General features: G+C 56.2%; 23 protein-coding genes. 13 read left to right on the top strand and 10 right to left on the bottom strand.

The annotated features are described in order from the left end of the window. The first annotated feature begins 5 nt into the window (after positions 1 to 5). Positions 6 to 428, top strand: coding sequence for a VOC family protein (locus tag CPH65_RS20605; RefSeq protein ID WP_096175580.1), 423 nt, complete (start codon positions 6 to 8; stop codon positions 426 to 428). Here the strand turns inward: CPH65_RS20605 and CPH65_RS20610 are convergent. Then, the gene (locus CPH65_RS20610; RefSeq protein ID WP_096175581.1) at positions 425 to 1,411 is read right to left on the bottom strand and encodes a glycerophosphodiester phosphodiesterase family protein; all 987 of its coding nucleotides are present in this window, start codon (positions 1,409 to 1,411) and stop codon (positions 425 to 427) included. The genes CPH65_RS20605 and CPH65_RS20610 overlap by 4 nt on opposite strands. A gap of 162 nt (positions 1,412 to 1,573) precedes the next feature. Here CPH65_RS20610 and CPH65_RS20615 point away from each other — a divergent pair, with 162 nt between their 5' ends. After that, entirely contained in the window at positions 1,574 to 2,407 is an 834-nt protein-coding gene (locus CPH65_RS20615) for an aldo/keto reductase (RefSeq protein ID WP_096175582.1), read from the top strand. A 31-nt stretch (positions 2,408 to 2,438) separates the two neighbouring features. Here the strand turns inward: CPH65_RS20615 and CPH65_RS20620 are convergent, their stop codons facing one another. Beyond that, complete coding sequence (locus CPH65_RS20620; protein WP_096175583.1) at positions 2,439 to 2,906, bottom strand: DNA polymerase III subunit chi; 468 nt, start codon at positions 2,904 to 2,906, stop codon at positions 2,439 to 2,441. Positions 2,907 to 3,061: 155 nt separating this feature from the next. Then, positions 3,062 to 4,552, bottom strand: a complete 1,491-nt coding sequence (locus CPH65_RS20625; RefSeq protein ID WP_096176545.1) for a leucyl aminopeptidase — start codon at positions 4,550 to 4,552, stop codon at positions 3,062 to 3,064. Positions 4,553 to 4,821: 269 nt separating this feature from the next. Between CPH65_RS20625 and CPH65_RS20630 the strand changes: the two genes are divergently transcribed. The 6 genes from CPH65_RS20630 (at position 4,822) to rsmA (ending at position 12,766) form a co-directional block, all read left to right on the top strand. Continuing rightward, positions 4,822 to 6,069, top strand: coding sequence for an LptF/LptG family permease (locus tag CPH65_RS20630; protein ID WP_096175584.1), 1,248 nt, complete (start codon positions 4,822 to 4,824; stop codon positions 6,067 to 6,069). A 119-nt stretch (positions 6,070 to 6,188) separates the two neighbouring features. Then, positions 6,189 to 7,280: an LPS export ABC transporter permease LptG gene (gene lptG, locus CPH65_RS20635; protein WP_096175585.1), complete on the top strand. Its 1,092-nt coding sequence runs from the start codon at positions 6,189 to 6,191 to the stop codon at positions 7,278 to 7,280. A gap of 60 nt (positions 7,281 to 7,340) precedes the next feature. Further along, positions 7,341 to 9,623 carry an LPS-assembly protein LptD gene (locus CPH65_RS20640; protein ID WP_172891559.1) on the top strand — a complete coding sequence of 761 codons (2,283 nt, stop codon included), beginning with the start codon at positions 7,341 to 7,343 and terminating at the stop codon, positions 9,621 to 9,623. Positions 9,624 to 9,757: 134 nt separating this feature from the next. Continuing rightward, complete coding sequence (locus CPH65_RS20645; protein WP_172891560.1) at positions 9,758 to 10,717, top strand: SurA N-terminal domain-containing protein; 960 nt, start codon at positions 9,758 to 9,760, stop codon at positions 10,715 to 10,717. Positions 10,718 to 10,839: 122 nt separating this feature from the next. Then, positions 10,840 to 11,844: a 4-hydroxythreonine-4-phosphate dehydrogenase PdxA gene (gene pdxA, locus CPH65_RS20650; protein ID WP_096176546.1), complete on the top strand. Its 1,005-nt coding sequence runs from the start codon at positions 10,840 to 10,842 to the stop codon at positions 11,842 to 11,844. Between the two features lie 70 nt (positions 11,845 to 11,914). After that, a complete protein-coding gene (rsmA, locus tag CPH65_RS20655; RefSeq protein WP_096175588.1) occupies positions 11,915 to 12,766 on the top strand; it encodes a 16S rRNA (adenine(1518)-N(6)/adenine(1519)-N(6))-dimethyltransferase RsmA in 852 nt (283 codons plus the stop codon). A gap of 66 nt (positions 12,767 to 12,832) precedes the next feature. On the opposite strand, the gene gmk is transcribed toward rsmA, so the two are convergent. The 7 genes from gmk to fabD all read right to left on the bottom strand — a co-directional run bounded on the left by gmk (position 12,833) and on the right by fabD (position 20,258). Then, a complete protein-coding gene (gmk, locus tag CPH65_RS20660; RefSeq protein WP_096175589.1) occupies positions 12,833 to 13,465 on the bottom strand; it encodes a guanylate kinase in 633 nt (210 codons plus the stop codon). A 6-nt stretch (positions 13,466 to 13,471) separates the two neighbouring features. Continuing rightward, the gene (locus tag CPH65_RS20665) at positions 13,472 to 14,359 is read right to left on the bottom strand and encodes a YicC/YloC family endoribonuclease (RefSeq protein WP_096175590.1); all 888 of its coding nucleotides are present in this window, start codon (positions 14,357 to 14,359) and stop codon (positions 13,472 to 13,474) included. Between the two features lie 261 nt (positions 14,360 to 14,620). Continuing rightward, the gene (gene mltG / locus CPH65_RS20675; RefSeq protein ID WP_096176547.1) at positions 14,621 to 15,733 is read right to left on the bottom strand and encodes an endolytic transglycosylase MltG; all 1,113 of its coding nucleotides are present in this window, start codon (positions 15,731 to 15,733) and stop codon (positions 14,621 to 14,623) included. Positions 15,734 to 16,348: 615 nt separating this feature from the next. Continuing rightward, the gene (gene fabF / locus CPH65_RS20680; RefSeq protein ID WP_096175592.1) at positions 16,349 to 17,611 is read right to left on the bottom strand and encodes a beta-ketoacyl-ACP synthase II; all 1,263 of its coding nucleotides are present in this window, start codon (positions 17,609 to 17,611) and stop codon (positions 16,349 to 16,351) included. 262 nt (positions 17,612 to 17,873) lie between these two features. Then, positions 17,874 to 18,110, bottom strand: a complete 237-nt coding sequence (locus CPH65_RS20685; RefSeq protein ID WP_096175593.1) for an acyl carrier protein — start codon at positions 18,108 to 18,110, stop codon at positions 17,874 to 17,876. Between the two features lie 303 nt (positions 18,111 to 18,413). Further along, entirely contained in the window at positions 18,414 to 19,154 is a 741-nt protein-coding gene (gene fabG, locus CPH65_RS20690) for a 3-oxoacyl-[acyl-carrier-protein] reductase (protein ID WP_096175594.1), read from the bottom strand. 162 nt (positions 19,155 to 19,316) lie between these two features. Then, on the bottom strand, positions 19,317 to 20,258 hold the full coding sequence (gene fabD / locus CPH65_RS20695; RefSeq protein WP_096175595.1) for an ACP S-malonyltransferase: 942 nt from the start codon (positions 20,256 to 20,258) through the stop codon (positions 19,317 to 19,319). 616 nt (positions 20,259 to 20,874) lie between these two features. Between fabD and rpsF the strand changes: the two genes are divergently transcribed. From rpsF to CPH65_RS20720, 5 genes are all read left to right on the top strand, one after another. Next, entirely contained in the window at positions 20,875 to 21,342 is a 468-nt protein-coding gene (rpsF, locus tag CPH65_RS20700) for a 30S ribosomal protein S6 (protein WP_096175596.1), read from the top strand. 14 nt (positions 21,343 to 21,356) lie between these two features. Then, on the top strand, positions 21,357 to 21,590 hold the full coding sequence (gene rpsR / locus CPH65_RS20705) for a 30S ribosomal protein S18 (RefSeq protein WP_096175597.1): 234 nt from the start codon (positions 21,357 to 21,359) through the stop codon (positions 21,588 to 21,590). Positions 21,591 to 21,756: 166 nt separating this feature from the next. Further along, entirely contained in the window at positions 21,757 to 22,752 is a 996-nt protein-coding gene (locus CPH65_RS20710; RefSeq protein WP_096175598.1) for a DUF2232 domain-containing protein, read from the top strand. A 63-nt stretch (positions 22,753 to 22,815) separates the two neighbouring features. Then, positions 22,816 to 23,445 carry a 50S ribosomal protein L9 gene (gene rplI / locus CPH65_RS20715; RefSeq protein ID WP_096176548.1) on the top strand — a complete coding sequence of 210 codons (630 nt, stop codon included), beginning with the start codon at positions 22,816 to 22,818 and terminating at the stop codon, positions 23,443 to 23,445. A 286-nt stretch (positions 23,446 to 23,731) separates the two neighbouring features. Next, on the top strand, positions 23,732 to 25,219 hold the full coding sequence (locus CPH65_RS20720; protein ID WP_096176549.1) for a replicative DNA helicase: 1,488 nt from the start codon (positions 23,732 to 23,734) through the stop codon (positions 25,217 to 25,219). Positions 25,220 to 25,227 lie beyond the last annotated feature (8 nt).

Below are 25,227 nucleotides of genomic sequence, written 5' to 3' on the forward strand. Positions count from 1 at the left end.
CAAGGATGCCACAATCCCTATCGCTCATCGCCATTGTGGTGCGTGATTACGATGAAGCCATCGCCTTCTATACCGAGACACTCGAATTCGAACTCATCGAGGATACCTACCAGCCAGAACAGGACAAACGCTGGGTGGTGGTGAAGCCAAAGGGCGAAGGCAACACGTCCCTCCTGCTTGCCCGGGCCAGCAATGATCATCAGGCCAAATATATCGGCGATCAGGCTGGCGGACGGGTGTTCATGTTCCTTGAAACAGACGACTTTTGGCGCGATTATGAGCTTTATAAGGAGCGGGGCATCACCTTCGTTCGTCCCCCGCTCGAAGCCGACTATGGAACGGTTGCCGTGTTCGAAGACCTTTACGGCAACCTCTGGGATCTCGTTGAGTATTCCGACCAATCCCCCTTGCAAACCATAACCCGCTAGCCTCGATCCTTGCGTGCACTGAGCAGCGGCGCGATCTCTGTTGGCTTGTTGGTCCAGACATAACCGTCAAAATGCTCCGGCACAGTCTTCAGCATCGCGGCATCATCAATGCCGACCGTTCCCGGGTCTCCCTTCTCGTAAGGCCCCAACAGGATGACATCCGTCCCAACCGCCCGCATGCGCTCGGTGAATTTATGCGGCCAGCCCCAAAGCCATGGCGCGTAATTATTCGGAAGGGAAAGCTTGGTGTTGTGGCAGCTTTCCGGCACATAGCCACTCCAGCCCCAAAGCGCATATTGCTTGAGACAGGAGAACAGGATCGGCTTTGAATAGCCGGCCAAATCCTTATCCGCGCCCAGCGCAGCAGCGACCGATTTCGGACTGCCATAGACCGCCCAGACAGCCTCACGCCAATCTTGATTAAGCTTTATGTCTTTGGCCATTTCCTGGCCTTCTTCAGGATCGTTGCTCTTGAAGTTGACCAGAAATCGCTTGTCTGGAAAGGCGTCAAACACCTCATGAAGCTCAGGCATTACGCCGACAAACTTGCCCCGAAACGGATAGGTCTGCCCACCATTCGCTGTGTAGCCATAGCCGATATCAAGCTGTTTCAGCTCTGCCATGGTCTTGTCCCGGATTTTGCCTTTACCGTCGGTGCGACAATCAATGGTCCAGTCGTGAAAGACAGCCCAGCGCTTGTCCGCCGTCAGATAGACATCAATCTCCACCACATCCGCGCCTGCGTCGAAGGCCGCCTTGATCGAAGGAAGAGTGTTTTCCAGATATCCATGGGTTGGTTCATCAATCCTGTCCGCCGTGCAGGTCTTGGACTGAAGATTCCGGCGATGATAGGTCTGATGCAAACCGCGATGGGACAGGATCTTCGCAGAGACCATGGGGTCACCACCGAAAAAGACTGAACTATTGTTGGCCCAGACCGCAATTACGATGAGCAAAAAGAATAACAGCAGACTTTTGAACATTTTAAGGCCCAGCGCGTTGAAGAATGTGTGTGTGAGAAATACATAAAAGAGGAATGAGACGATATGCGGACGAGAATGCGACCGTCCCCAATTGCATTGCCCCTCCAGATATGCGGAGAATTCAAAACCCCACCAGCAAAAGACCCGGGAGATTAGAAGAAAATGAAATCTGTCACCATCGGAACATCCGAAACCGTCCCCGCATTGGGTCAAGGCACTTGGTACATGGGAGATGACGCCAGGAACAAGGACGACGAAATCGCAGCCCTCAGGCGCGGTGTCGAACTGGGTATGACGCTTATCGACACCGCGGAGCTTTATGGCTCGGGCCGCTCGGAGACGCTCGTTGGCGAGGCCTTTAGCGGCATGCGCGACGACGTGTTCCTCGTCAGTAAAGTCCTGCCCTATAACGCCAGCGAAAAAGGCACCATTGCATCCTGCGAAATGTCACTGAAGCGCCTTGGCACAGACCGGCTCGATCTATTTCTTTTGCATTGGCCAGGGACCCACCCGCTTGAGGAAACCGTCGAAGCGTTTGAAAAGCTGCAAAAGGATGGCAAGATCCGCTATTGGGGCGTGTCAAACTTCAATTCCATGGAAATGGCCGCCCTTAGCAGTGTTTCAGGAGGCGACAAGGTCGCAACCAATCAGGTGCTCTACAATCTCACCCGCCGGGGTATCGAATGGGATCAGCTACCGAGCGCGGAGCGCAAGGGCTTGCCCACCATGGCCTATTCGCCCATTGAACAGGCCCGACTTCTAGCTGATTCCAAACTGCAGACACTGGCCAGTGATCTTGGTCTGACAACGGCCCAGCTCGCCCTTGCCTGGGTGCTGCGCCGCGAGCATATGATCGCCATCCCCAAGGCCGGCAAGGTTGCTCATGTGGAAGAGAATGCCAAGGCGGCAGAAATCGAACTGACGCAAGACACGCTAGATACGCTGGACCAAATGTTCCCGCCCCCGACCGGACCGTCTGGCCTCGATATCCTGTAGCAGGCGGGCATTCACGCGTCAGGGCGTTGGGTCAGGCCTTCTTGTCCCAGCCCCCACGCGGCGTCTGCTGCCAATAGGTGACGGGAAAATCCGCTTCCTTAAGGGCTTTCCAGCTTCTCCGGGCGGCCCCCACCGCATCATCGCTACCGCCATCGAACATCACGATCGCGCGCTCAAGCCCTTCTAGAAGAGCAAGATCCTCTTCAGGCCGCGCACCGTCGACAAAGAAACGCACATGCGCACCATTGGCAGCACGAACACCCTGTGAAGAAATGAGGATGGGCTGCTTTTCCGCAAACCCGGCACTGGCCAGCCCATGCGCCAGAAAGCTGTCCTCTCGCCAACTCCACAGATGACCATCAAGAGAGGTGGCCCTCTCCTCGCTGCCAGTCTGGACAAATGCCGTCCATCCACGCTCGAGACATTTTTCGAGCAACAACGGCAAGGCGGCCTCAAGGGGCTGCTGCTGGAGATGGTAAAAATGGATATCTGCTGGCATGAAAAGCCTGTCCCGCTGGCGGCCCGCTTGATCGGGCCAGTGGCTTGGTTGGCGATTCAAAAGACCGCCAGCCCTGATCTAGCATGAGAGACCACGCAAACAAAAGGCCCGCATATGCGGGCCTTACGTTTTGATCCTGCGATCTTGGTCTGGCCTTAGGCTTCGTAATTGTCTTTCACCAGACGATCAAGCAAGCGCACCCCATAGCCGGAAGCCCAGCCTTTGGAAATGTCGGTCTTGGGCGAATCCATCGCCGTGCCCGCCACATCGATATGAACCCAGTCCACATCGCCGACAAAGCGCTTGAGGAACTGTGCGGCAGTGATTGACCCGGCCATGCGGCCACCGGAGTTTTTCATATCGGCAAACTTGCTGTCGATCAGCTTGTCATAGGCTTTGCCGAGCGGCAGGCGCCAGACAGTTTCACTCGTCACCTCTCCGGCCTCGCTGAGCTGATCGCAAAGCGCATCACTGTTCGAGAAGATCCCCGCATGCTGATTGCCCAGAGCCACCAAAACCGCACCGGTCAACGTCGCAAGGTCGATCATGAAGCGCGGCTTGAACTCTTCCTTTGAATAATGCAGCAGATCGGCAAGCACCAGACGCCCTTCGGCATCGGTGTTGATGATCTCAATTGTCTGGCCCGACATCGAGGTCACGATATCGCCCGGACGCTGCGCGTTGCCGTCGGGCATATTCTCAACCAGCCCGATGATGCCAATGGCATTGACCTTGGCCTTGCGGGCACAAAGCGCATGCATCAGACCGGTGACGCAGGCCGCGCCGCCCATATCGCCCTTCATGTCTTGCATTCCGCCCGCCGGTTTGATCGAGATGCCGCCGGTGTCGAACACGACGCCCTTGCCCACGAAGACCACCGGAGCCTCACTGTCCGCGCCACCCATCCATTTCATGATGGCAACCTTGGGCTCACGCACAGAGCCTTGGGCGACACCAAGAAGCGCCCGCATGCCAATGGCTTCAAGCTCGGCCTGCCCCAAGATCTCAACCTCGGCGCCAACCGCTTCAAGGGCCCTGGCTTTGGCGGCAAATTCTTCTGGCCCCAGAACGTTCGCTGGTTCATTGACCAGATCACGGGCGAGAAGCGTTCCATCGGCAATCGCTTCATCGATTTCCCACGCAGTGGCTGCTTCATCGGCATGAGCCGCCAAAAGCGTCAGGACAACCGCATCCTTGACCTCTTTGGGCTCGCCCTTCTCCGTCTTGTAGAGATCAAAATCATAGGCCCGCAACTTGGCACCCATTGCAATCTGTGAGCATGCGTCGGCTGGCATGTCCGAGCCGTTGGCTTCCAGAGCGACCGAGGCGAGCTTGGCATTGCCAAGAGACCCCATCACACAGCCGCCAAGGCGGACATAATCTTTCTCGGCCAGATCATCATCGCCAAGGCCAATCACAATGATCCGATCCAGATCGAGGTTCGCAGGCGCAAGGATCGACAGTGATTTGGCAAGATCACCCTTGAAGTCGGCCGCCTTGATGGCACGGTCAATCGCGCCAGAGCTGGCATCATTGAGCGCGCCTGCTACACCGCTCAGTTCAAGTGACTTGTCAACGAACACAACCGCAGTGCCGGTATCTGGAGTTGCAAGGGTTTTAAAGGAAATCTCGGGAAGTTTAGCCATGAATTCTTTGTCTTTCTGATTGGATTGGCCGGTGTGAAACAATGGGAGGATCGGTTCGACCACCGGTGAAATGCGTCACTCTCAATGTGTAGCTTTGTTCCGCCAAGTTCAAGTCGAACGACAAACTCGCCATCAACTCTTGTGAGATGAGAGCAAGCAAGCTATATCCGGCTGCAGGTTCGTGTCCCAATTGGCCGACGCGACATCACGAATTCATCACAATGTTCGGTTAGCCAGAGATCGAGCACATCTTTTCCGGCCGTCAGACAATGAAACTGATTGAACGTTATATCTTTTCCCGGGCTCTCACGGCCTTCCTGATGACGGTAACGGCACTGACCGCAATCGTCTGGCTGACTCAGGCCTTAAGGGACATGGACCTTGTCACGGCCAAGGGACAGACTCTTCTCATCTTTTTCTCCATGACGTCGCTGGTGCTTCCCACTCTGGTTATGGTCATCGCACCCTTTGCGGTGTTGATCGCTGTGGCCCATACCCTTAACAGTCTCAACGCGGACAGCGAACTTGTTGTTATCAACGCGACAAGCGCGCCGCCATGGGTCGTGGTCAAACCGATCCTCGTGCTGGGACTGGTGTCAACACTTATGGGTGCCACTCTGTCGCTTTATGCCGCACCCACAGCGCTCGGATCCCTGCGCGGTTTCATCACGCAAGTTCGCGCGGATCTGGTCGCCAATATCGTCAAGGAAGGCATCTTCACCGAGATCGAGCAAGGCATGACCTTCCACATCCAGAAACGCGAGCCCAACGGCATCATGCGAGGCCTGTTTCTTTCAGACGAGCGCGATCCTCAAAAGCAGATCGTCTATTCCTCCGAATTTGCCCAGATCGTTGAAACCACCGAAGGCACCTTCCTGAAAATGGATAGGGGCACCATCCAACAGCAGCGCCCGCGTTCAGAGGGTAAACAGGATGGGGATCAAACGGGAGAAGTGGGCAGCCCAGACTTTTCGTCGGTCAACATCATCAATTTCGACACCTACGCCATCGACCTGACCAAGTTCACCGGCGTTGACGAGAACCGCCCCAGCTTTTTCAAGCCACGAGAGCGCCCGACCTGGTATCTGATGTACCCCGACACCAGCGATCCCTATTATGAATCCCAGATCGACGGCTCTCGGGCAGAGCTCCATGATCGGTTCACCAATCCGCTCTATAATCTGGTGTTTGCAACGGTGGTTTGTGCCTTCCTTGCGCAGGTGCGCACAACGCGCGAGCGTCGCGGTCATGCCATCATCGTTGCAATACTTATTGCTGCGGGCATCCGGCTTGCTGGATTTGCGGCCACCAGCACAGCAATCCAGACCCCCTACGCCGTGCCGTTCATGTATGCGCTTCCCATCTCGACCAGCATCATCGCGCTTTGGATCGCCCTGACCGGCAAACGAATGACATTTATTGACAATTTGATTCGCTGGATGGAGTTGTTAAACGACCGCATTTTGAATATACTAAACAAACTGCGACGCAAGCAAGAATCACCGAGCGTCGTTTAGGGCGATAAAGGCTCGTTTTGGCCGTTCCTACTCCCTACGCTAGAATAGAAAAAGGTTATAATAACCAGCGTCGCGACAGCCCTTCTGGCTCAGCGAAAACGCACTGAAGAGCCCGACATATGTTGCCAAGTATCATCTCCCGCTACATTGCCGGGCGTTTTCTATTCACCATCCTGACGATTTTTCTTTGCTGTTTTCTGCTTGTGCTTCTCATCGACTTTGTCGAGCTCATTCGCCGTGGCGGCAACAAGGAACAGGCCGACACGCTGAGCCTATTCCTCATGTCCCTCTACAGAGTCCCCGAGCTGACTGAGCGCATCCTGCCGTTTGCCACCCTTTTTGGCTCGATTGCCGCTTTTCTCAATCTCTCGCGCCGCCTCGAACTTGTGATCGTGCGCGCGGCGGGCATGTCAGCATGGCAGTTTCTCACACCAGCCCTGTTTGTTGCCGCTGCTCTGGGGATCTTTGCCTTTGCCGTCTACAATCCCGCATCGGCCTTTCTCAAGGACAAGTCTCTGGAAATTGATGCGCGCATATTCGGTGCCAGCTTCTCCAGCAGTGGTCAAACCGCAAGTCAGGGCTGGGTGAGACAGAAGGGCGAGGACGGCGATTCGATCCTCAAGGCCCTCACCAGCTATGACAATGGACGCAAACTGGGCGGCGTTACGGTTTTTTCCTACGACCAGTTGGGAAACTTCGTTGAGCGAATCGACGGCAAAGCTGCTGAGCTTGAAGAAGGCTACTGGCGTCTATCCGACGTACTCGTTACATCGGCCAAGTCGGCACCGCGTCATTTTGAGACATATCTGGTCAGTACGCATTTGACCCCGCAGGAAGCCAGCGAGACGATCGCCAACCCAGAATCTGTGCCCTTTTGGCAACTGCCCCACATTATTGATCAGGCTGCCCGCTCAGGACTGCCAGCTTACAAATATCGCCTCCAATATCAAACCCTTCTGGCGCGTCCATTGCTGTTGGCTGCCATGGTACTGATTGCCGCAACCGTCTCTTTGAAAGTTTTTCGGTTTGGAAATGTGGGTAAAATGATTCTTAGTGGTGTTCTGGCAGGCTTCGTGCTTTATGTTGTCACCGAACTGGCCAAAGACTTGGGAAATACAGGACTGGTTAACCCAATTCTGTCAGCTTGGCTTCCAGCGATTGTTGCGTCCCTTCTGGGATTCTCGATTTTATTATATCAGGAGGACGGATAAAGTATGCGCGGTACCGTCCAAAACACGAATCGACCCAACTCGATAACGCGGCGGAATTCTTTGGTCCGGCTGCGCGCGTTTCTGCTTGGCTCCTCGCTTCTTCTCCCCCTTCTGCCCGCTGCCCTTTACCCCGCACAAGCACAGTCGCTCACCTCGTCTTTCGGCCTCGCAAAGCCGGACGAACAGACCCGCATGCTCGTCGAGGCCGATCAGATGGTCTATGACTATGATCGTGAGCGGGTATCGGCTGTCGGCAATGTTCAGATCTACTACGGCGAATATGCGCTGCAGGCAGACAAGGTCGCATACGATCAGGGCTCGGCTCGGCTTGTGGCCGAAGGCAACGTTCGCATCACCGAGCCGGACGGCAATATCGTCACGGCCAACTACGTGGACATAACCGACGATTTCCGCACCGGGTTCGTGCGTTCCTTGCGGGTTCAGACACCGGAACGAGCACGCTTTGCTGCAGATCGGGCCGAACGTCAGGACGATGACATCACGGTCTTCGATAAAGGCGTCTACACGACCTGCGAACCGTGCCGCGAAAATCCCAAGAAATCACCACTCTGGCAAATCAAGGCGTCACGCATCATCTACAACGCCAAGGACAAGATGGTCTATTACAAGGCCGCAAAATTCGAGTTCCTCGGTGTTCCGCTGCTCTATACACCCTATTTTGCCCATCCGGACCCCTCGCGCAAGCGCGCCTCGGGATTCCTGACACCCAAAGTCGGGTTTGATGAAAGCCTTGGGTATTATGCCAGCACGCCCTATTTCTGGGCGCTGTCTGACAGCTATGATCTGACGCTGGCGCCGACCTATTACTCGCAACAGGGCTTTCTGAGCACGGCCATTTGGCGCCAGCATATGGGCACCGGTGTCTACAAGATCCGCGGATCGGGCATTTTCCAGAACGATCCCGATGCCTTCGCCGGCACCAGCGGCGAACAGGATTTCCGCGGCGCCATCGACAGCACCGGCGAATTCAACCTGTCGAAAAAATGGAAGTTCGGTTGGGATGTCTCGGTTCTGTCCGATAAGCGCTTCCTGCGCGACTATGAGCTGATTGAAGACAGCGAAGACAAGCGCTCAACCATTTATCTGACCGGCCAGGGTGAGCGCAATTATTTCGATGCGCGGGCGAATTACTACAACATCATGACCGACAACCTCAGCCAATCAGAACAGGCTGTCATTCATCCGTCCGTGGACTACAGCGCCTATTCCAAGCAGCCGCTCCTTGGCGGTGAGGGTCGGTTGCAGGTCAACTCAACCAGCCTGACACGCGATTCCAGAAGTCAGGACACTGTCGGCGGCGTTACCCGCACCGATGGCGTCATGGGTACCTACATGCGCACCAGTGTCGAGGCCAGTTGGAAACGCCGGTTTGTCGCCCCGGGTGGCCAACTCATCACCCCATTCAGTTCCTTGCGCGGCGATGTCTACTGGATGCCAAGCAAGTCCGGTGCACCGGCCGCTTTGGTTGACGAAGACACCGCATTCCGCGGCATGCCAACCATCGGGATTGATTACCGCCTGCCCATTCTGGCAACCGCTGGCAACACATCGCATATCATCGAACCGATCGGCCAGGTTATCCTGCGTCCCAACGAAACACGCATTGGCGAGTTGCCCAACGACGATGCCCAAAGCCTGATCTTCGATGACAGCATCCTGTTCGATCCCAACAAGTTCTCCGGCTATGATCGCATCGAGGGTGGCTCCCGTGCGAACGTCGGTTTCCAGTATCGCATGCAGATGGCCAACGGCTGGTCCGTCAATGCCCTCGCCGGGCGGTCGTTCCAGCTGAGTGGCGTCAATTCCTTCTCTCAGAACGATCTGACCAGCACGGGCCTCGACAGCGGCCTCGACAAGAAAGTCTCCGATTATGTGGCCCGCGTCGGGATCAACTCGAACGATAAAATTTCGGCCCTTGCGCGTGGCCGGTTCGATGCCAAAACCGCAAAGCTCAAATATGGTGAAGTGGCGGCAAGCGGCACCTATAAGCGCTATTCCGGCTCACTTGGCTATACCTACGCGGACAAGCGCCCCTCGGCAGGCATCAACGAGATCCGGCAGGAAATCACATCGACCGCTGCGATGAAGTTCGACGAATACTGGCAGGTTTCCGGTGCCACTCGGTTTGACATAGAGAATAATGCCTTCGTCAGCAGCGCGGTCGCACTGAAATATGATGATGAGTGTTTCGCGATCAGCCTGAGCTACTCCAACACACGTGACAGATACACCGATCTAACAACCGACCAGACTGTCAGACTGCAATTTGACTTCAAGTCGCTTGGTGGCGGTGAAATCAATCAGTCCCTCGTCAATGACTAAAACTGTCTTTTGGTCTTCTCTTTGCCCCATTTTACCGGTAGTTGAGTAAAAAGCCGTGTGTTTTAGCACATCGGAAACAAACGAGATGTGAGACGACACAGAATGCCCGTCGCGACACACGCAACAAACGAATGATGACGAGCCGATTTATGTTCAACGACACCATGCCAAAGAAGACTGTGATTTTTCTGCTAACCGCAGCCATTCTGATAACCGCAGGGATGGTCACCAGGTCCTATGCAAGCCGCATTGTCGCGGTGGTCAACCGCGCGGCCATAACGGATCTGGACGTTACGCAGCGCCAGAAGCTCGAACGCATCCTTTCTGGCGGCAGACAGCGTATGGGCAAGGGCTCGGCCCTCAACACGGTCATCGATGACAAACTCAAGCTGTTTGAGGCACGGGACCGCAATGCAACCGCATCCGACCGGGAAATTGACGCCGCCCTCGACAACATGGCAAAAAGCGCCAAAATCAGCCGATCGCGTTTGATCAATGTGTTTCGCTCAGGCGGTGTCAGTGAGAGCACGCTCAGGGAGTGGCTGAAAACACAGATCTCCTGGCGAACCCTCATCCGGGCCCGCTACAACGCACAGATTCGCGTTGAGGAGGCCGAGATCGCAAACGCATTGAGCGAAATGAACGAAGATAAAGATAAAGTCGAGAACGCGGTACAGTTCGACATCACCAGCGTCACGTTCGTTACCCGTAAGAAGGCTAACAATTCCGAGCAGCGTCGACGTCTCTCTGATGCCAAGCGTTTCCGCACGATCTTCAAGAGCTGCGCAACAGGTCTTGACGCCGCACGTCGGTTGACGGACGTCGCAGTAGTCCGGCTGGGCCGCCGCGATTCGACCGATCTCAACCCCGAAATGGCAAAAAGATTGTTCGACACCCCACTCAACAGTTTGACACCCCCGACGAAAATCGATAACGGGTATGAGATGCTGGCTGTCTGCGGCAAAAAGGATCTGGGGAAACGTGCAGCTATGCGCAGTGAAGTCGAGTCTGAGCTCAAGAATGAGCGCGGCGCGGCCCTGACTCGGAAATACCTTCAGGAACTGCGCTCACGTGCGATCGTTGAAAAGCGCTGACAGCCATCGTTGGCACACACGAATAATTTTCCATAGACGCAGCACAAGCGCGTTGGTGGCGTGTGGTTCCATGCCCCGACATGGACACGGGCTGCCTTAAAAGATTTGAGCTGGATATAATCATGCCTTCAAAATACGACATACTTGCGCTCTCAATGGGCGAACCAGCCGGTATCGGACCGGAGATCGCTCTTAAAGCTTGGATCGACCGAGAGCGCGAGGGCATCGCGCCCTTCGTGGTTTTTGGCGATCCGGATCTGCTGATCAGCCGCGCCCGCATGTTTGGACTGCAGGTGCCGGTAAAAACCTGCACCTTGGAAGAGGCTTTCGACGCCTTCAATCTTTACCTGCCGGTCATCCCGCTTGAAAACAAGATGAATGACGCCCCCGGAGAAATCGAAGTTGCCAATGCCCCGGCTGTGATCGAAGCCATCGAAAAGGCAACCGCCGCAGTCCTCGAAGGAAAAGCCAAAGCGGTCGTGACCTGCCCGATTCAAAAAAGCAGCCTCTATGAAGCTGGCTTCTCATTCCCGGGCCACACCGAATTCCTCGGCGCCCTTGCAGAAGCCGCCACAGGCGAGCCGGCCAATCCGGTCATGATGCTTGCCGGTCCATTGCTCCGCACGGTTCCGGTTACGGCGCACCTACCCATCAGCAAGGTGCCAGAAGCCTTGACGGCTGAACGGCTTGAACTGGTCGCAACCATCACCGCCCACGATCTGGAAACCCGGTTTGGCATCACTCGGCCACGCCTCGCCGTGGCGGGCCTCAACCCGCACGCCGGTGAAGCAGGCGCGATGGGTACGGAAGATGCGGAAATCATCGCCCCGACCATTGAAAAGCTCAAAGCCAAGGGCCTTTCGGTCACCGGCCCTCATTCCGGCGACACACTGTTTCATGCCAAGGCGCGCGAAAACTATGATGCCGCCATCGCGATGTATCATGATCAGGCACTCATTCCGGTGAAAACCATTTCCTTCGATGAAACGGTCAACGTGACGCTCGGCCTGCCGTTCATTCGCACCTCGCCCGATCACGGCACCGCGATTGACATTGCCGACAAGGGTGTCGCTAGCCCGGCAAGCCTGATCGCCGCACTCAATCTGGCTGGTTCGCTCAAATCCTGATCGAGCCTATGCTCTGCCGCAACAAACTGGCAATCGGGATACAAAGACAAAGACAAGGCGCGCAACCGTCATGGCACAAATTGATTCTCTCCCGCCGTTGCGGGACGTCATTGAACAGCATGACCTGCGCGCCAAGAAAAGTCTTGGTCAGAACTTTCTTCTCGACCTCAATCTCACCTGCCGCATCGCGCGTGCGGCAGGCACCCTTGAGACCCACACGGTCATCGAGGTGGGGCCCGGTCCCGGCGGCCTGACCCGTGCCCTGCTCCATGAAGGTGCCAAAAAGGTCATCGCCATCGAGATGGACCGACGTGCCCTTGGAGCCCTCAACGAAATCGCTCATCACTATCCCGGACGGCTCGAGATCATCGAAGGCGACGCCCTCAAGGTGGACATCAAAAGTCTGGTTCCGGAAGGGCCGGTTCGAATCGTTGCCAACCTGCCCTACAATGTCGGCACCCAGCTGTTGCTGGGCTGGCTCGAACAGGATCCATGGCCGCCCTTCTATGACAGCCTCACCTTGATGTTTCAGAAGGAAGTGGCCGAGCGCATCATCGCGACACAAGAGGACAAGGCCTATGGCCGTCTTGGCGTGATCGCCGGATGGCGCTGTGACGCAATCAAGATGTTCGACGTCTCGCGTGAGGCCTTCAGCCCGCCTCCCAAGGTGACATCATCAATCGTTCACCTGACACCGAGACAGGCTCCCCTGCCCTGCACGTTGAAATATCTCGAACAGGTCACGGCTGCCGCCTTCGGGCAACGCCGCAAGATGCTGCGCCAAAGCCTCAAGAGCCTTGGCAGTGATCATCTGTCCCTGATTGAGGCAGCCGGGCTAGAGCCAACGCAACGCGCGGAAACTGTCCCGGTCGAAGGGTTTGTGGACATGGCCAATGCGCTGGAGCGCCTCAGAAGCGCCTGAGGCACTCACGCCGCACCCTGACCGGTCACAACAAACCCAGAACAGAAGCCAAGGAAAGCCTCAGGCCTAGCTCAGCATCGTTTCCACGAACGACCGCGCACCGATCACGCGCTCACGCTTGTGCCGCTCGGCTTCGACAATCGCTTTAACGGCAGCGAAGGCCCTTTCCAGATCGTCATTGACGATCACATAGTCATATTCGTCCCAATGACTGATCTCGACGCGCGCATTCTGCAACCGGCGCTCAATGACCTCATCCGCATCTTCGGCGCGGCGGATCAGGCGGCTTTTGAGTTCCACCATCGACGGAGGCAGGATGAATATCGAGACCACATCCTTGCGCGCCGCCTTCTTGAGCTGCAGCGTTCCCTGCCAGTCAATATCGAACAGAACATCGCGCCCCTGAGAAAGGGCCTCCTCGACCGGATCACGCGGCGTGCCATAGAAATTGGCATGCACTTCGGCCCATTCCAGAAGATCCCCGCGGTCACGCATGGCATGAAACTGGCGCTCTGAGAGAAAATGATAATGCACACCATCAATCTCACTGCCCCGCTTCGCCCGTGTCGTCGCGGAAACGGACAGTTCGAGATTGCGTTCGCTGTCAAGCAGATGCCGCGCTATGGTTGACTTGCCCGCACCGGACGGGGACGACAGCACCAGCATCAACCCCCGGCGGATCATCTTCGGTTCGCTCATCAGTGACTACTCCACATTCTGGATCTGCTCGCGCAGCTGTTCGATGGTCGTCTTGAGTTCAAGCCCAATGGCCGTGAGGCTCGTGTCATTGGACTTGGAGCACAGTGTGTTGGCTTCGCGGTTGAATTCCTGCGCCAGGAAATCAAGCTTGCGTCCGACAGGACGCTCCTCCCTGAGAAGGGATCGAACGGCTTCACAGTGGGCATAGAGCCGATCAAGCTCCTCGCGGATATCCGCCTTGCCCGCCATCAAAACGGCTTCCTGATACAGCCTGTCTTCATCAAGCCCCTTGTCGGCCTCGATGATCCGCGCGATCTGCAATCGAAGCTTTTCGCGTATGGCCTCGGCTGACCGGGCGGGACAGTCTTCCGCCGCCTTGGTCAAAGCTTCAAGTTCCTCCACCCGCTGCACCAAAATCTGCTCGAGCGCCGCCCCTTCCGACTGCCGCATTTCCTCCACATCGGCAATCGCAGCCTTGAAGCTTTCAAGCAGCGCAGCATTGAGGGCCGTCTTGGTCTCCTCGGACTGGTCATCCTCAACCGGCTCCAGCACACCCTTGATGGCCAGCAAACCGTCAAGACTGGGCTTGCGGACTTCGATGCGGTCTTCAATCTTTTTCATGGTTTCAAGAACAGCATCAAGCACCTGCTCATTCACCTTCAAGCTCGACGTGCTCGTCTCCTGTTGGATATTGAGGCTAATAAAGCAAGATCCCCGATTGAGTCGCTCGCCCAAAAGCTGGCGCAAGGGGCGGTCCAGATCGTCGAAGCCCGATGGAAGACGCAATCTCAGGTCAAGTCCCTTGCCGTTGACCGTCTTGATCTCCCAGATCCATCGACAGGTCTGAAAACTGCCGCTGACCCGGGTAAAACCGGTCATGCTCACTAACGCCATGTGCTGCTATCCTCGCCATACATGCAGACGGGGTCTCCCCCGCCAACCAGAATCGGGATCTACCATCGAAAACACCTGATCCCCTGTCAAGGACAGTGCCTCGTCTGGTTCTTCAAGTCCTTGCAAAAGATCAAAATATCAACAACTTGCGGAAATACATCCCGTTTATGGCCGCATAAGAAGCCCTGACAAAGAAAGGCCACCGCACGCGCGATGGCCTTTGCCTTGATGCCTTTGTAAACCTCTTGAAGGGCAGACCGATCATTCACTCTGCTTCTTGAGGCCTTCGATCCGCTGCTTCTCGATCGCGCGCCAGCGCTTGACGTTGATATTGTGCTGCTTGAGCGTTTCCGAGAAGACATGCCCTCCCGTTCCATCCGCAACGAAGAACAATTCGTTGGTTCGGCTGGGGTTGGCGACCGCTTCCAGAGCAGCACGCCCCGGGTTGGCAATCGGTCCGGGCGGCAATCCGTCGATCTGATACGTGTTGTAGGGTGTCGGCTTATCGAGATCAGAGCGGAAGATCGGACGCCCCGAGGGCTTGCCCTTGCCGCCAAAGATGCCATAGACCACCGTTGGGTCGGTCTGCAGACGCATTCCCTGATTGAGCCGGTTGACGAACACCCCGGCAACGCGGGTCCGTTCGGCAGCCATGCCGGTTTCCTTCTCGACAATCGACGCCAGCGTGACAAATTCCCGTTTGTCTTTGAGCGGTAAATCAGGAGCACGACGTGCCCAGATCTCATCAACGGCTCGCGTGTGAGAGGACTTCATGCGCTTGAGCATTTCGGCACGCGTCGTACCACGCGAGAATTTGTAGGTCTCCGGCAGGACCACACCCTCTTCGGGCACGTCCTTGATCTCGCCAAGAAGCACATCATTGGTTTTGAGTACCTCAACAACCTGATACGAAGTATAGCCTTCTGGAATCGTCAAGGAATGCAGGATCGACTTGCCGGATGTGAGAATGCTCATCACTTGATGCATCGAGATGCCCGGACTGAAGAGATATTCCCCGGCCTTCAGAGCACCTTCCTGCTGATAGAGCTGGACGCCGTATCTGAAAATCGTCTGATTGCTGATGACATTCTGTCGCTCAAGGATACCCGCGATGGTCGCAAGGCCAGTACCACGACTGACAAGGATAGTCTTCTCCTTGCGCAACGGCCCCGGCTCCAGAAAGGTCTGCTTGCCGTAATAGACCAAACCGCCAGCGGCGATCACCGCAAGGATGAGCACTGTCAGAATGAAGTTCATGAAGACCACGACCGGGTGGCGCACAGCCTTGGACCGATTGGGCGGCGGCGGCGGCGTATCAGGCTCGATCGCCTGTCTGGCCCCCTTGGGAGACTTGATGGCAGCACTGTCAGCCATCGGCGGCGGAACGGGCGCGCCAGTCCCCCGCACATCCGCGTCAGCGGATTGTGGCGTGGTTTCTTCAGCGGTAGCCTTGTCAGTCTCATCACCGCTCGTTGTGACGACCCCAGAGTCTACCTTCGCATCTGATTGCGCATCAGACGCCGGAGCATTGTCGGCGTCTTCGACACTGTCATCAGCCGCGCTAGCCTTGTGATCCTCTGCCTTGTCATCATCGCGCGACGCGGCAGGATCAACATCATCCGAGACAGTGCTCTCCCCGGTTTCCTCACCGGCAGAGGCGTCGGCTGAGGTTTCCTCGCCAGCAGCATCCGTGGCTTCCTCTTCGGGCTTCTTCGGCGCCTTGTCCTTGTCGTCGGTTTCTTCAACCATCTCGGCCTCAAATCTGTCTGGTTTGACCGGCGTTCGCCTTCCGGGCGCTTCACCACTTCCTTTACCGAATGTCTCCCGCGCGAGCAGAAGACGATCATCCGGCGCGCTCGATAACCGAGCGCAGAAACGGCAAAAAGCCCTCGATAGAACTATTCTTGAGCCTGCAAGGCTCTACGGGTCATTCATGGCAAAAAAGAGACGATATCCACACCATCTCAGACGGGTACCCACGCCTCAAATTCATTCAAACGCACGAAACACCAGCGACGCATTGGTCCCGCCAAAGCCGAAGGAGTTGGACAAAACAACCTTGATGTCCATTTTCTTTGGTTTGTAGGGCACAAGATCGATTTTTGTATCGATGGACGGGTTGTCAAGGTTCAGCGTCGGCGGAGCAACCTGATCGCGAATGGCGAGCAAGGAGAAGATCGCTTCGACCGACCCCGCAGCCCCGAGCAGGTGCCCGATGGCTGACTTGGTCGAGGACATCGTCAGACCATCAGCCGCATCGCCAACCAGACGTTCAATGGCATGCAGTTCAATCTCGTCACCGAGCGGAGTGGACGTGCCGTGAGCATTGATATAGTCGATCTCATCCGGAGCCACATTGGCGCGCTTGAGGGCGGACGTCATGCACCGGAAGGCACCATCACCATCTTCGGCCGGAGCCGTGATATGGTGTGCATCACCCGAAAGGCCATAGCCGCTCACTTCAGCGTAGATCTTGGCGCCGCGCGCCACGGCATGCTCATATTCCTCGAGCACGACCACACCGGCCCCTTCGCCCATGACGAAGCCGTCGCGATCCTTGTCATACGGACGCGAAGCCTTTTCCGGTTCATCGTTGAAGTGGGTCGACAAGGCACGGCAGGCATTGAAACCGGCCAAAGAAAGACGTCCAACCGGAGACTCGGTGCCACCAGCAACCATCACGTCAGCATCGCCAAGAGCGATGAGACGAGCAGCATCGCCGATCGCATGGGCACCGGTGGAACAGGCGGTGACAACCGCGTGGTTCGGCCCTTTGAGACCATGACGGATGGACACATAACCCGATGCCAGATTGATGAGACGTCCAGGAATGAAGAACGGGCTGATGCGCCGCGGACCTTTTTCGGCAAGATCGTAGGCGGCCTTCTCGATGCCAAGCAGCCCGCCGATGCCGGACCCAATCATAACGCCGGATGCAATCTGGTCTTCATAACTCTCGGGCTTCCAGCCAGCATCTGCAATCGCTTCATCAGCAGCTGCGATTGCATAGAGGATGAAGGGATCAACCTTGCGCTGTTCTTTAACTGGGAGCGTATCGTCAGGATTGAAGGTGCCATCGGAACCATCACCGAAGGGCAGTTGGCAGGCGATCTGGCAGGCAAGGTCATCGATCTCGAAGCCACTCGCTTTCGATGCACCGCTTTTTCCTGCCAGAATATTGGACCATGTCGTTTCGACCCCGTTACCCAACGGACTGACCATACCCATGCCGGTCACGACAACTCGTCTCATCCTTAGTCTCCGATCATTCCTGTAATTTTGTAGTCCTGCCTCTACCTGAGTTCACTCGGGGGGCAAGTGAGATATGACAACTTTATTACCGCAAATTTCGGGAGAAGTAAGCCCTATTCGTCACTTATTCATGCTCTGGCTAGTCCGATTGACCATTCGACCTGTGAAGAAAAGCCCGAAACAAAAAAATCCGAAAGGAGTTACACTCCTTCCGGATCCATTCGATCAACACGGCGTGAGAATCACACCCTGTCAAAAATAATTAGCCTGCAGCTTTCTTCAGGAAGGAGACAGCATCACCAACGGTCTGGATGGTCTCTGCAGCATCGTCTGGAATTTCGGTACCGAATTCTTCTTCGAAAGCCATAACCAGTTCAACGGTATCAAGGCTGTCTGCGCCCAGGTCGTCAATGAAGCTTGCAGAATCGGTGACCTTTTCAGCGTCTACGCCGAGATGTTCGATCACGATTTTCTTTACGCGTTCAGCGATATCGCTCATGTTCTTTCCTCAAAGTTACTATTCGATCAAGTTTGGAAAAACAGCTTGTTTTGGCCAATCGCCGCACAAATCAATTTCCCGAGTTCGTACATTGCCAATTGGCCCACCAGATCCACCATCAGATCTTCAACCGGGCACCTGGCTGTTAAACCGCTTCCAAATCAGCCCAAAAGCTGGCTTTCACCGGAATTCGCGCGGTTCGTATCATACTTTGTCGCGCTTGAGAAGATCAGGAATTGCCCACAAAAGCAATTGTCTTTAACTTCGCAAGGCTTTTCCAGTCCAAAAAACCAGCGACGACGATCAGATCATCGCCATACCGCCGTTGACATGCAACGTCTGGCCGGTGACGTAGGCAGCCTCGTTGCTGGCAAGGTAGACAGCCGCAGCTGCGATTTCTTCCGGCGTCCCCATGCGCGATGCAGGAATGGAACCATTGATGGCTTCCTGCTGCTTTTCATTGAGCTTCTCGGTCATCGCTGTGCGGATGAAGCCCGGTGCAATGCAGTTGGCCGTGATGCCGCGTGCCGCCACTTCCTGAGCCAGCGACTTGGTCATGCCGATCATGCCAGCCTTGGCCGCAGCATAGTTACCCTGCCCCGGATTGCCCGTCACACCAACGATCGAGGTGATCCCGATGATACGGCCAAAGCGGCGCTTCATCATGCCCCTGAGAGCCGCACGTGACAAACGCATCGCGGACGTCAGATTGACATTGAGCACCTGCTCCCAGTCTTCGTCCTTCATGCGCATGAACAGGCCATCGCGCGTGATGCCAGCATTGTTGACCAGAATGTCGAGCTGCCCCATGGCACCCTCGGCATCCGAGACCAGACCGGCAACGGACTCCGGATCTGACAGATTGGCCGGTGTCACGAACAGGCGTTCTCCACCCAGTTTCTCAGCCAACGCCTCGAGCACCTCGACGCGCGTCCCGGACAGCGCGACCGTTGCACCCTGCTGGTGCAAAGCGGTGGCAATGGCTTCGCCAATCCCTCCACTTGCTCCGGTAACCAGGGCACACTTTCCGCTCAAATCAAACATGATGACTCCCAAGTCTTTTCTGTCTTGTTTCTTCTGTCTTGCCAATGGAGCAAAGGGCCTTGAGCCCCACCTGGCGAGGCTGGCTGCCGCAAGGTATCAGACCAAAGGCGGCAGCAAGCTGTCATTCTTCAATATAGGCTTGTTTCGGACTTTACCAAAGATTCAGGCAAGCTTGGCCATTGCGGCTTCGATGTCGCCCGGTTCGCCAACCTTGACGGTGCCGATGCCTTTGACGATTCGGCGCGCCAGACCGGTCAGAACCTTGCCGGTGCCGACTTCGAACAGGCAATCAACCCCGTTGTTGGCCAGCCAGGATATGGATTCGGACCAGCGTACCATGCCCGTGACCTGTTCAACCAGATGCTTGCGAATGGCTTCAGGGTCGGTGATCGGGCTCGCCAGAACGTTGGCCACGAGCGGCACGCTCGGTGCATAAATGCTCACTTTTGCCAAAGCATCGGCCATGACATCAGCCGCAGGCGCCATCAGGGCACAATGGAATGGAGCACTGACCGGCAGAAGAACTGCCTTCATCGCGCCTTTTTCCTTGGCCAGATCAGCGGCCTTCTCAACCGCGCCCTTGGCCCCGGAGATCACTACCTGCCCGGTCGCATTGTCGTTGGCAACCTGACAGACTTCGCCATCGGCAGCTTCGTCGGCAACCGCCTTAACATCCTCAAGGCTCATGCCCAGAATGGCAGCCATGGCGCCCTTACCGACCGGCACGGCCTTCTGCATGGCTTCGCCGCGCGTGCGCAACAGACGGGCAGTATCGGCAAGGCTGAGCGCGCCAGAGGCGGCAAGCGCAGAATATTCGCCAAGTGAATGCCCGGCAACATAGGCCACCTGGTCTTTGAGTTTGAGGCCCTTTTCTTCCAGCACCCGCATCGCGGCAATGGACGCCGCCATCAAAGCGGGCTGAGCATTGCGTGTGAGGGTCAGGTCTTCCGCCGGGCCATTCCACATGACATCGGAAAGTTTCTCGCCAAGAGCGTCATCGACTTCTTCATAGACTGCCCGTGCAACCACATATTCATCTGCCAGTGCTTTGCCCATGCCAACGGCCTGACTGCCCTGACCGGGAAAAGTAAATGCAATGCTCATTTCGTTTCCAACCTTGTTTTTCTTCTTGCTGTGAAGGGTTCAATTCGCGATATGGGCCTTCACGGCTCGCGTACGATTTGTTAGATCACTTGGCGGCAATGATATCAGAAGTCAAGCCTTGCCAGAACCAATCCGCCGTTTTCCGCCACTTTCCACCCCGTTTGAGGCCTTTTCCCCCAAAGGCCGTAGAAACGGCAACCAGTGCTCCTTTATAGAGGTCTTTGGAAAGCATAAAAGTCGGCAAAAAGGACAGCCTTCAAGTCTCGGTGCGTTCACATCGAATGAACTGCCTGCTATAAGGGCACCAAAATGGCACCTTTCCACCAATGCCTGCGATTTGCCCCAAATTCACCCCGAATTCCCCTTGCACATTGGCAAAAATCGTCTATAAAGCGCCAATCAGCATGGCGAGGCCGAGGGCTGAACGGAAGACTATTGCCTGAATTTCCTGATATCGGAAAAACGCGGCTTGGTAGGAACAACCATTGTTCCGACTTTCGGTGTCCTCGCTCTATAAAGCATGTATTTCTCAAAGAAGCCTTGTCTATCAAAGGCTTTTTGGAGGCTTCGCGCCGGTCGGGCTGATAAGTTGAAACCAACAGACAAGGCAGGAACTATGGCGCTTTACGAGCACGTTTTCCTTGCTCGCCAGGACATTTCTCAGCAGCAGGTTGAGGCACTGGTCGAGCAGTATAAGACCCTGATTTCCGAATATGAAGGCACCGTCGGCAAGGTGGAATTCTGGGGTCTGAAATCCATCGCATACCGCATCAATAAGAACCGCAAGGCTCACTATGTTCTGATGAACATCGACAGCAAGCCCGATGGCATTGCCGAGATGGAACGTCAGATGCGGATCAACGAAGATGTCATGCGCTTCATGACCATCCGCGTTGACGAGCACGAAGAAGAGCAGTCCGCGATGATGCAGAAGCGCGACCGTGATGACCGCCGTGGCGGTGATCGTGGTGGACGCGGTGATCGTGGTGGCCCTCGTGGGGACCGTGGCGATCGCGGTGACCGAGGCGATCGTGGCGATCGTCGTCCGCGTCGTGAAAACACCGAAGAAACAGCAGCTGAGTAAGAGGAGCAAGAAATATGTCTGGAGCACGTCGTCCTTTCTTCCGCCGTCGCAAAACTTGCCCATTCTCCGGCGATAATGCACCGAAAATCGATTACAAAGACATCCGTCTTCTGCAGCGCTACGTTTCCGAGCGCGGCAAAATCGTACCAAGCCGTATCACGGCAGTCTCTGCCAAGAAACAGCGCGAACTGGCCCGTGCCATCAAACGCGCTCGCTTCCTCGGCCTTCTGCCTTATGTCATCAGCTAATCGCTGACTGACCTTGAAATCCCGGGATGGGCGGCTTTCCGCCCTTCCCGACGCTCCCCAAACGGAGCACCCAATAAAGACAGACAATCGACCGTTGGGACAGGCATTGCGACCTGACTCTAACCGCCAGCAAAGACCCTAAGGGGCAAGCGGGACAGCCAAGCGAATGAACCATTTTCTGATCATAGGCATCATCGCCGGTCTTTGTACCGCGCTGCTCAACCTGTCCGGTTATGCCGGAGGGGTGGTTGGTCTTGGCTTCATACTGGTGCTGATCTCCCCCCTTCCCCTGATGATTGCGTCCCTTGGATGGGGCACCTTTGCCGGACTGGTCGCTGTTATCACGTCGGGCCTCGTACTTGCCATCGTCATCGGCCCACTCGCAGGTCTGCTGTTTGCCGTCCTGAACTCGCTGCCCGCCTGGTGGGTCACGCACCTCATCGGCCTCAGCCGGGCGATGAAGACCGAAGAGGGCGAAGACGATGTCCAGTGGTATCCGCTCGAGCGCCTGCTGATCTGGATCGCGGTCATCGCGATCCTCGCGTCCATGGCCATGTTCGTGCCATTCGGGTTCAGTCTGGATGCCTACCGGGATACCATCGCCACCCTGATGCAGCAGGTCTACAATGCCCAGCAACAGTCGGCATTAGAAAATTCCGGCGTCAACATTGATGATCTGGTCACTCTCATCAGCCGCCTCGCGCCGACAGCTTCGGCTGTGATGATCGTCATCAGCACAGCAATCAATCTCTATCTGGCCGGCAAGATTGTTGCCAAATCCGGACGGCTCAATCGCCCTTGGCCGGATCTGCATCAACTGACCATGCCGGTAACAAGCGTCTATGTCTTTCTGGTGGCACTCGCCGGATTGCTGCTCTTGTCCGGACTGCCCGGTGTATTTTCCCAGATCGTCGCTTCAAGCCTCGGCTCTGCCTTGATGCTGGTCGGCCTGTCTGTCATGCACTGCCTCTCCCAAAATACCCCGGCCCGAACCGCTCTTCTCTGGACGACCTATATCCTGTTGGTCGTATTCCAGTGGATCGGCATCATTCTGATCATTCTGGGTGTCAGCGAAATTCTCGTGAATGTCCGGTCCCGGTTTTCTACCCCACCTTCTGGTGGTGGCGGACCTCAGGACGGACCCAATCAATCCGGGCCCTAGGGCCTGATCCCGAAATAAGAAACAAGAAACAACAGCCGCCTCGGGCGGCAAATGGAGACCAAAATGGATCTGATTCTTCTTGAACGCATCGCGAAACTCGGCCAGATGGGCGAAATCGTCAGTGTACGTCCCGGTTACGCGCGTAACTTCCTTCTGCCGCAGGGCAAAGCCATCCGCGCATCCGCAGCCAACAAGAAACGCTTTGAAGCAGAGCGCGCTCAGCTGGAAGCCCGCAACCTGGAAGCACGCTCCGAAGCAGAAACTCTCAAGGAACGCATTGGCGCCAAGACCATCACCGTCATTCGTGCGGCCTCCGAAACCGGCCAGCTTTACGGCTCCGTTTCCACCCGCGATCTGGCCGACGCCCTGACTGCAGATGGTGTCTCCTTCTCCCGCAACCAGATTTCTCTGGATCGCCCGATCAAAACTATCGGCATGCACGATGTAACCGTGATTCTGCACCCTGAAGTCGATCTCATCGTGACCGCCAACGTCGCTCGTTCTCAGGACGAAGCCGACCGTCAGTCTGCTGGTGAAGATCTGACCCTGACCGAGCGTGATGCTGGCTTCGAATTCGAAGAGGATCTCGAGCTTGACGAAGAACTGCTCGAGGAAATCGAAGGCGAAGAAGCCTCTGACGACGCAGCCGAAGACGTTGCTGAAGAAGACGCTGCAGAAGAAGAAGAAAAATAAGCGATCTATCGCGTTCAAATCTGCAAGGCTGAGCCAATGCAGAGCCTGAAGCATCAAGGTCCGGAGCTGTTGTTCCGGGCCTTTTCTTTTGCACGACTCGCCCCGGTTATCTGGCCTTTTCCGGGCGAGCGATTCTCTCGCCAAGGACTCGAATACGGCAACAGAGTCCAGCGAAAGAAAAAGAAAAAAACTTTCCGCTGTTGATTGCCGTGAATTGCAATCACTGCGCTTCAATTCCAGTGCATCCTGTGACTATCTTGTTCATCACGTTGAAATGAGGATGAACATGGAAATTGCTGCAAAACGCGATAGCGCGGACTCTGTTGCCGCGCGTCAAGCACCGCACAATCTGGAAGCGGAACAGCAGCTGTTGGGCGCGATTTTGGTCAACAACCAGACCTATGATCGCGTCGAGGCCTTTCTCAAGCCGCACCATTTCTATGATCCCAATTTGCGCGAGATTTTCGAGAAGACGGCCCAGCTCATTCGGGCTGGCAAGATCGCCTCGCCGGTGACGCTGAAAACCTTTTTCCCAGCCGACCACATGGTCGCAGACACCCCCATCGACATCTATCTGCTGCGCCTTGCCTCGCAAGCAACCTCGATCATCAACGCCGAGGATTTCGGCCTCCTGATCATGGATCTTGCGACTCGGCGCAACCTCATCGACATCGGCACCGATGTGGTCAATGTCGCCTTCGATGCACCCATTGACACCCCGCCGCGGGCCCAGATCGAGGATGCAGAAAAGCGTCTGTTCGAACTGGCTGAAACCGGCGGATCAAACGGCGGCTTTGTCTCCTTTGCCGCAGCGGCAACCGAAGCAATTGAAATGGCGGAGGCCGCCTACAAGCGAGACGGCCAACTGTCGGGCATCTCCACCGGCCTTAAGGATCTCGATCAGAAGATGGGTGGCCTGCAGCATTCGGATTTGATCATCCTCGCCGCCCGTCCCGCCATGGGCAAGACCTCTCTGGTCACCAACATCGCCTACAACGTGGCAAGTGCGTATAAGGCCGAGGAACAGCCCGACGGCTCCATGAAGACGATGAACGGCGGCGTCGTTGGCTTCTTCTCGCTCGAAATGAGTGCCGAACAGCTCGCCACCCGTGTCATCGCCGAACAGGCCATGGTGTCGTCGGAAAAGATTCGCCGAGGCAAGGTGGATCAGGAAGAGTTTTCCCGCATCGCCCACAAGGCGCAGGAAATGCAGATCACCCCACTGCACATCGACCAGACCGGTGGCATTTCCATTGCCCAGCTTGCCGCGCGCGCCAGACGGCTGAAGCGCCAGAAGGGCCTCGATCTTTTGATCATTGACTATCTGCAGCTGTTGAGTGGCTCTTCGTCCAAGGCCTCGCAGGGCCGCGTGCAAGAGATCACCGAGATCACCACCGGGCTCAAGGCCCTCGCCAAGGAACTGGCCGTTCCGGTCATCGCCTTGTCTCAGCTTTCCCGTCAGGTCGAGTCCCGCGACGACAAACGACCGCAGCTCGCCGACCTTCGTGAATCCGGCTCCATCGAGCAGGACGCCGACGTTGTGATGTTCATCTATCGCGAGGAATATTATCTCGAACGTCTAGAACCCAAGCCGGGAACCGAGGAGCACTTCACATGGCAGTCCGAAATGGACCGAGCCATGGGCAAGGCCGAAATTCTCATCGCCAAGCAGCGTCACGGCCCGACAGGTGCCGTTCCTGTCGCCTTCCAGCGTGAATTCACCCGCTTCTCCGATCTCGCACGCGAAGACTATCTGCCCGATAATTACGAATAGGCGCGCCT

The organism is Cohaesibacter sp. ES.047, assembly GCF_900215505.1.
GTDB lineage: Bacteria > Pseudomonadota > Alphaproteobacteria > Rhizobiales > Cohaesibacteraceae > Cohaesibacter.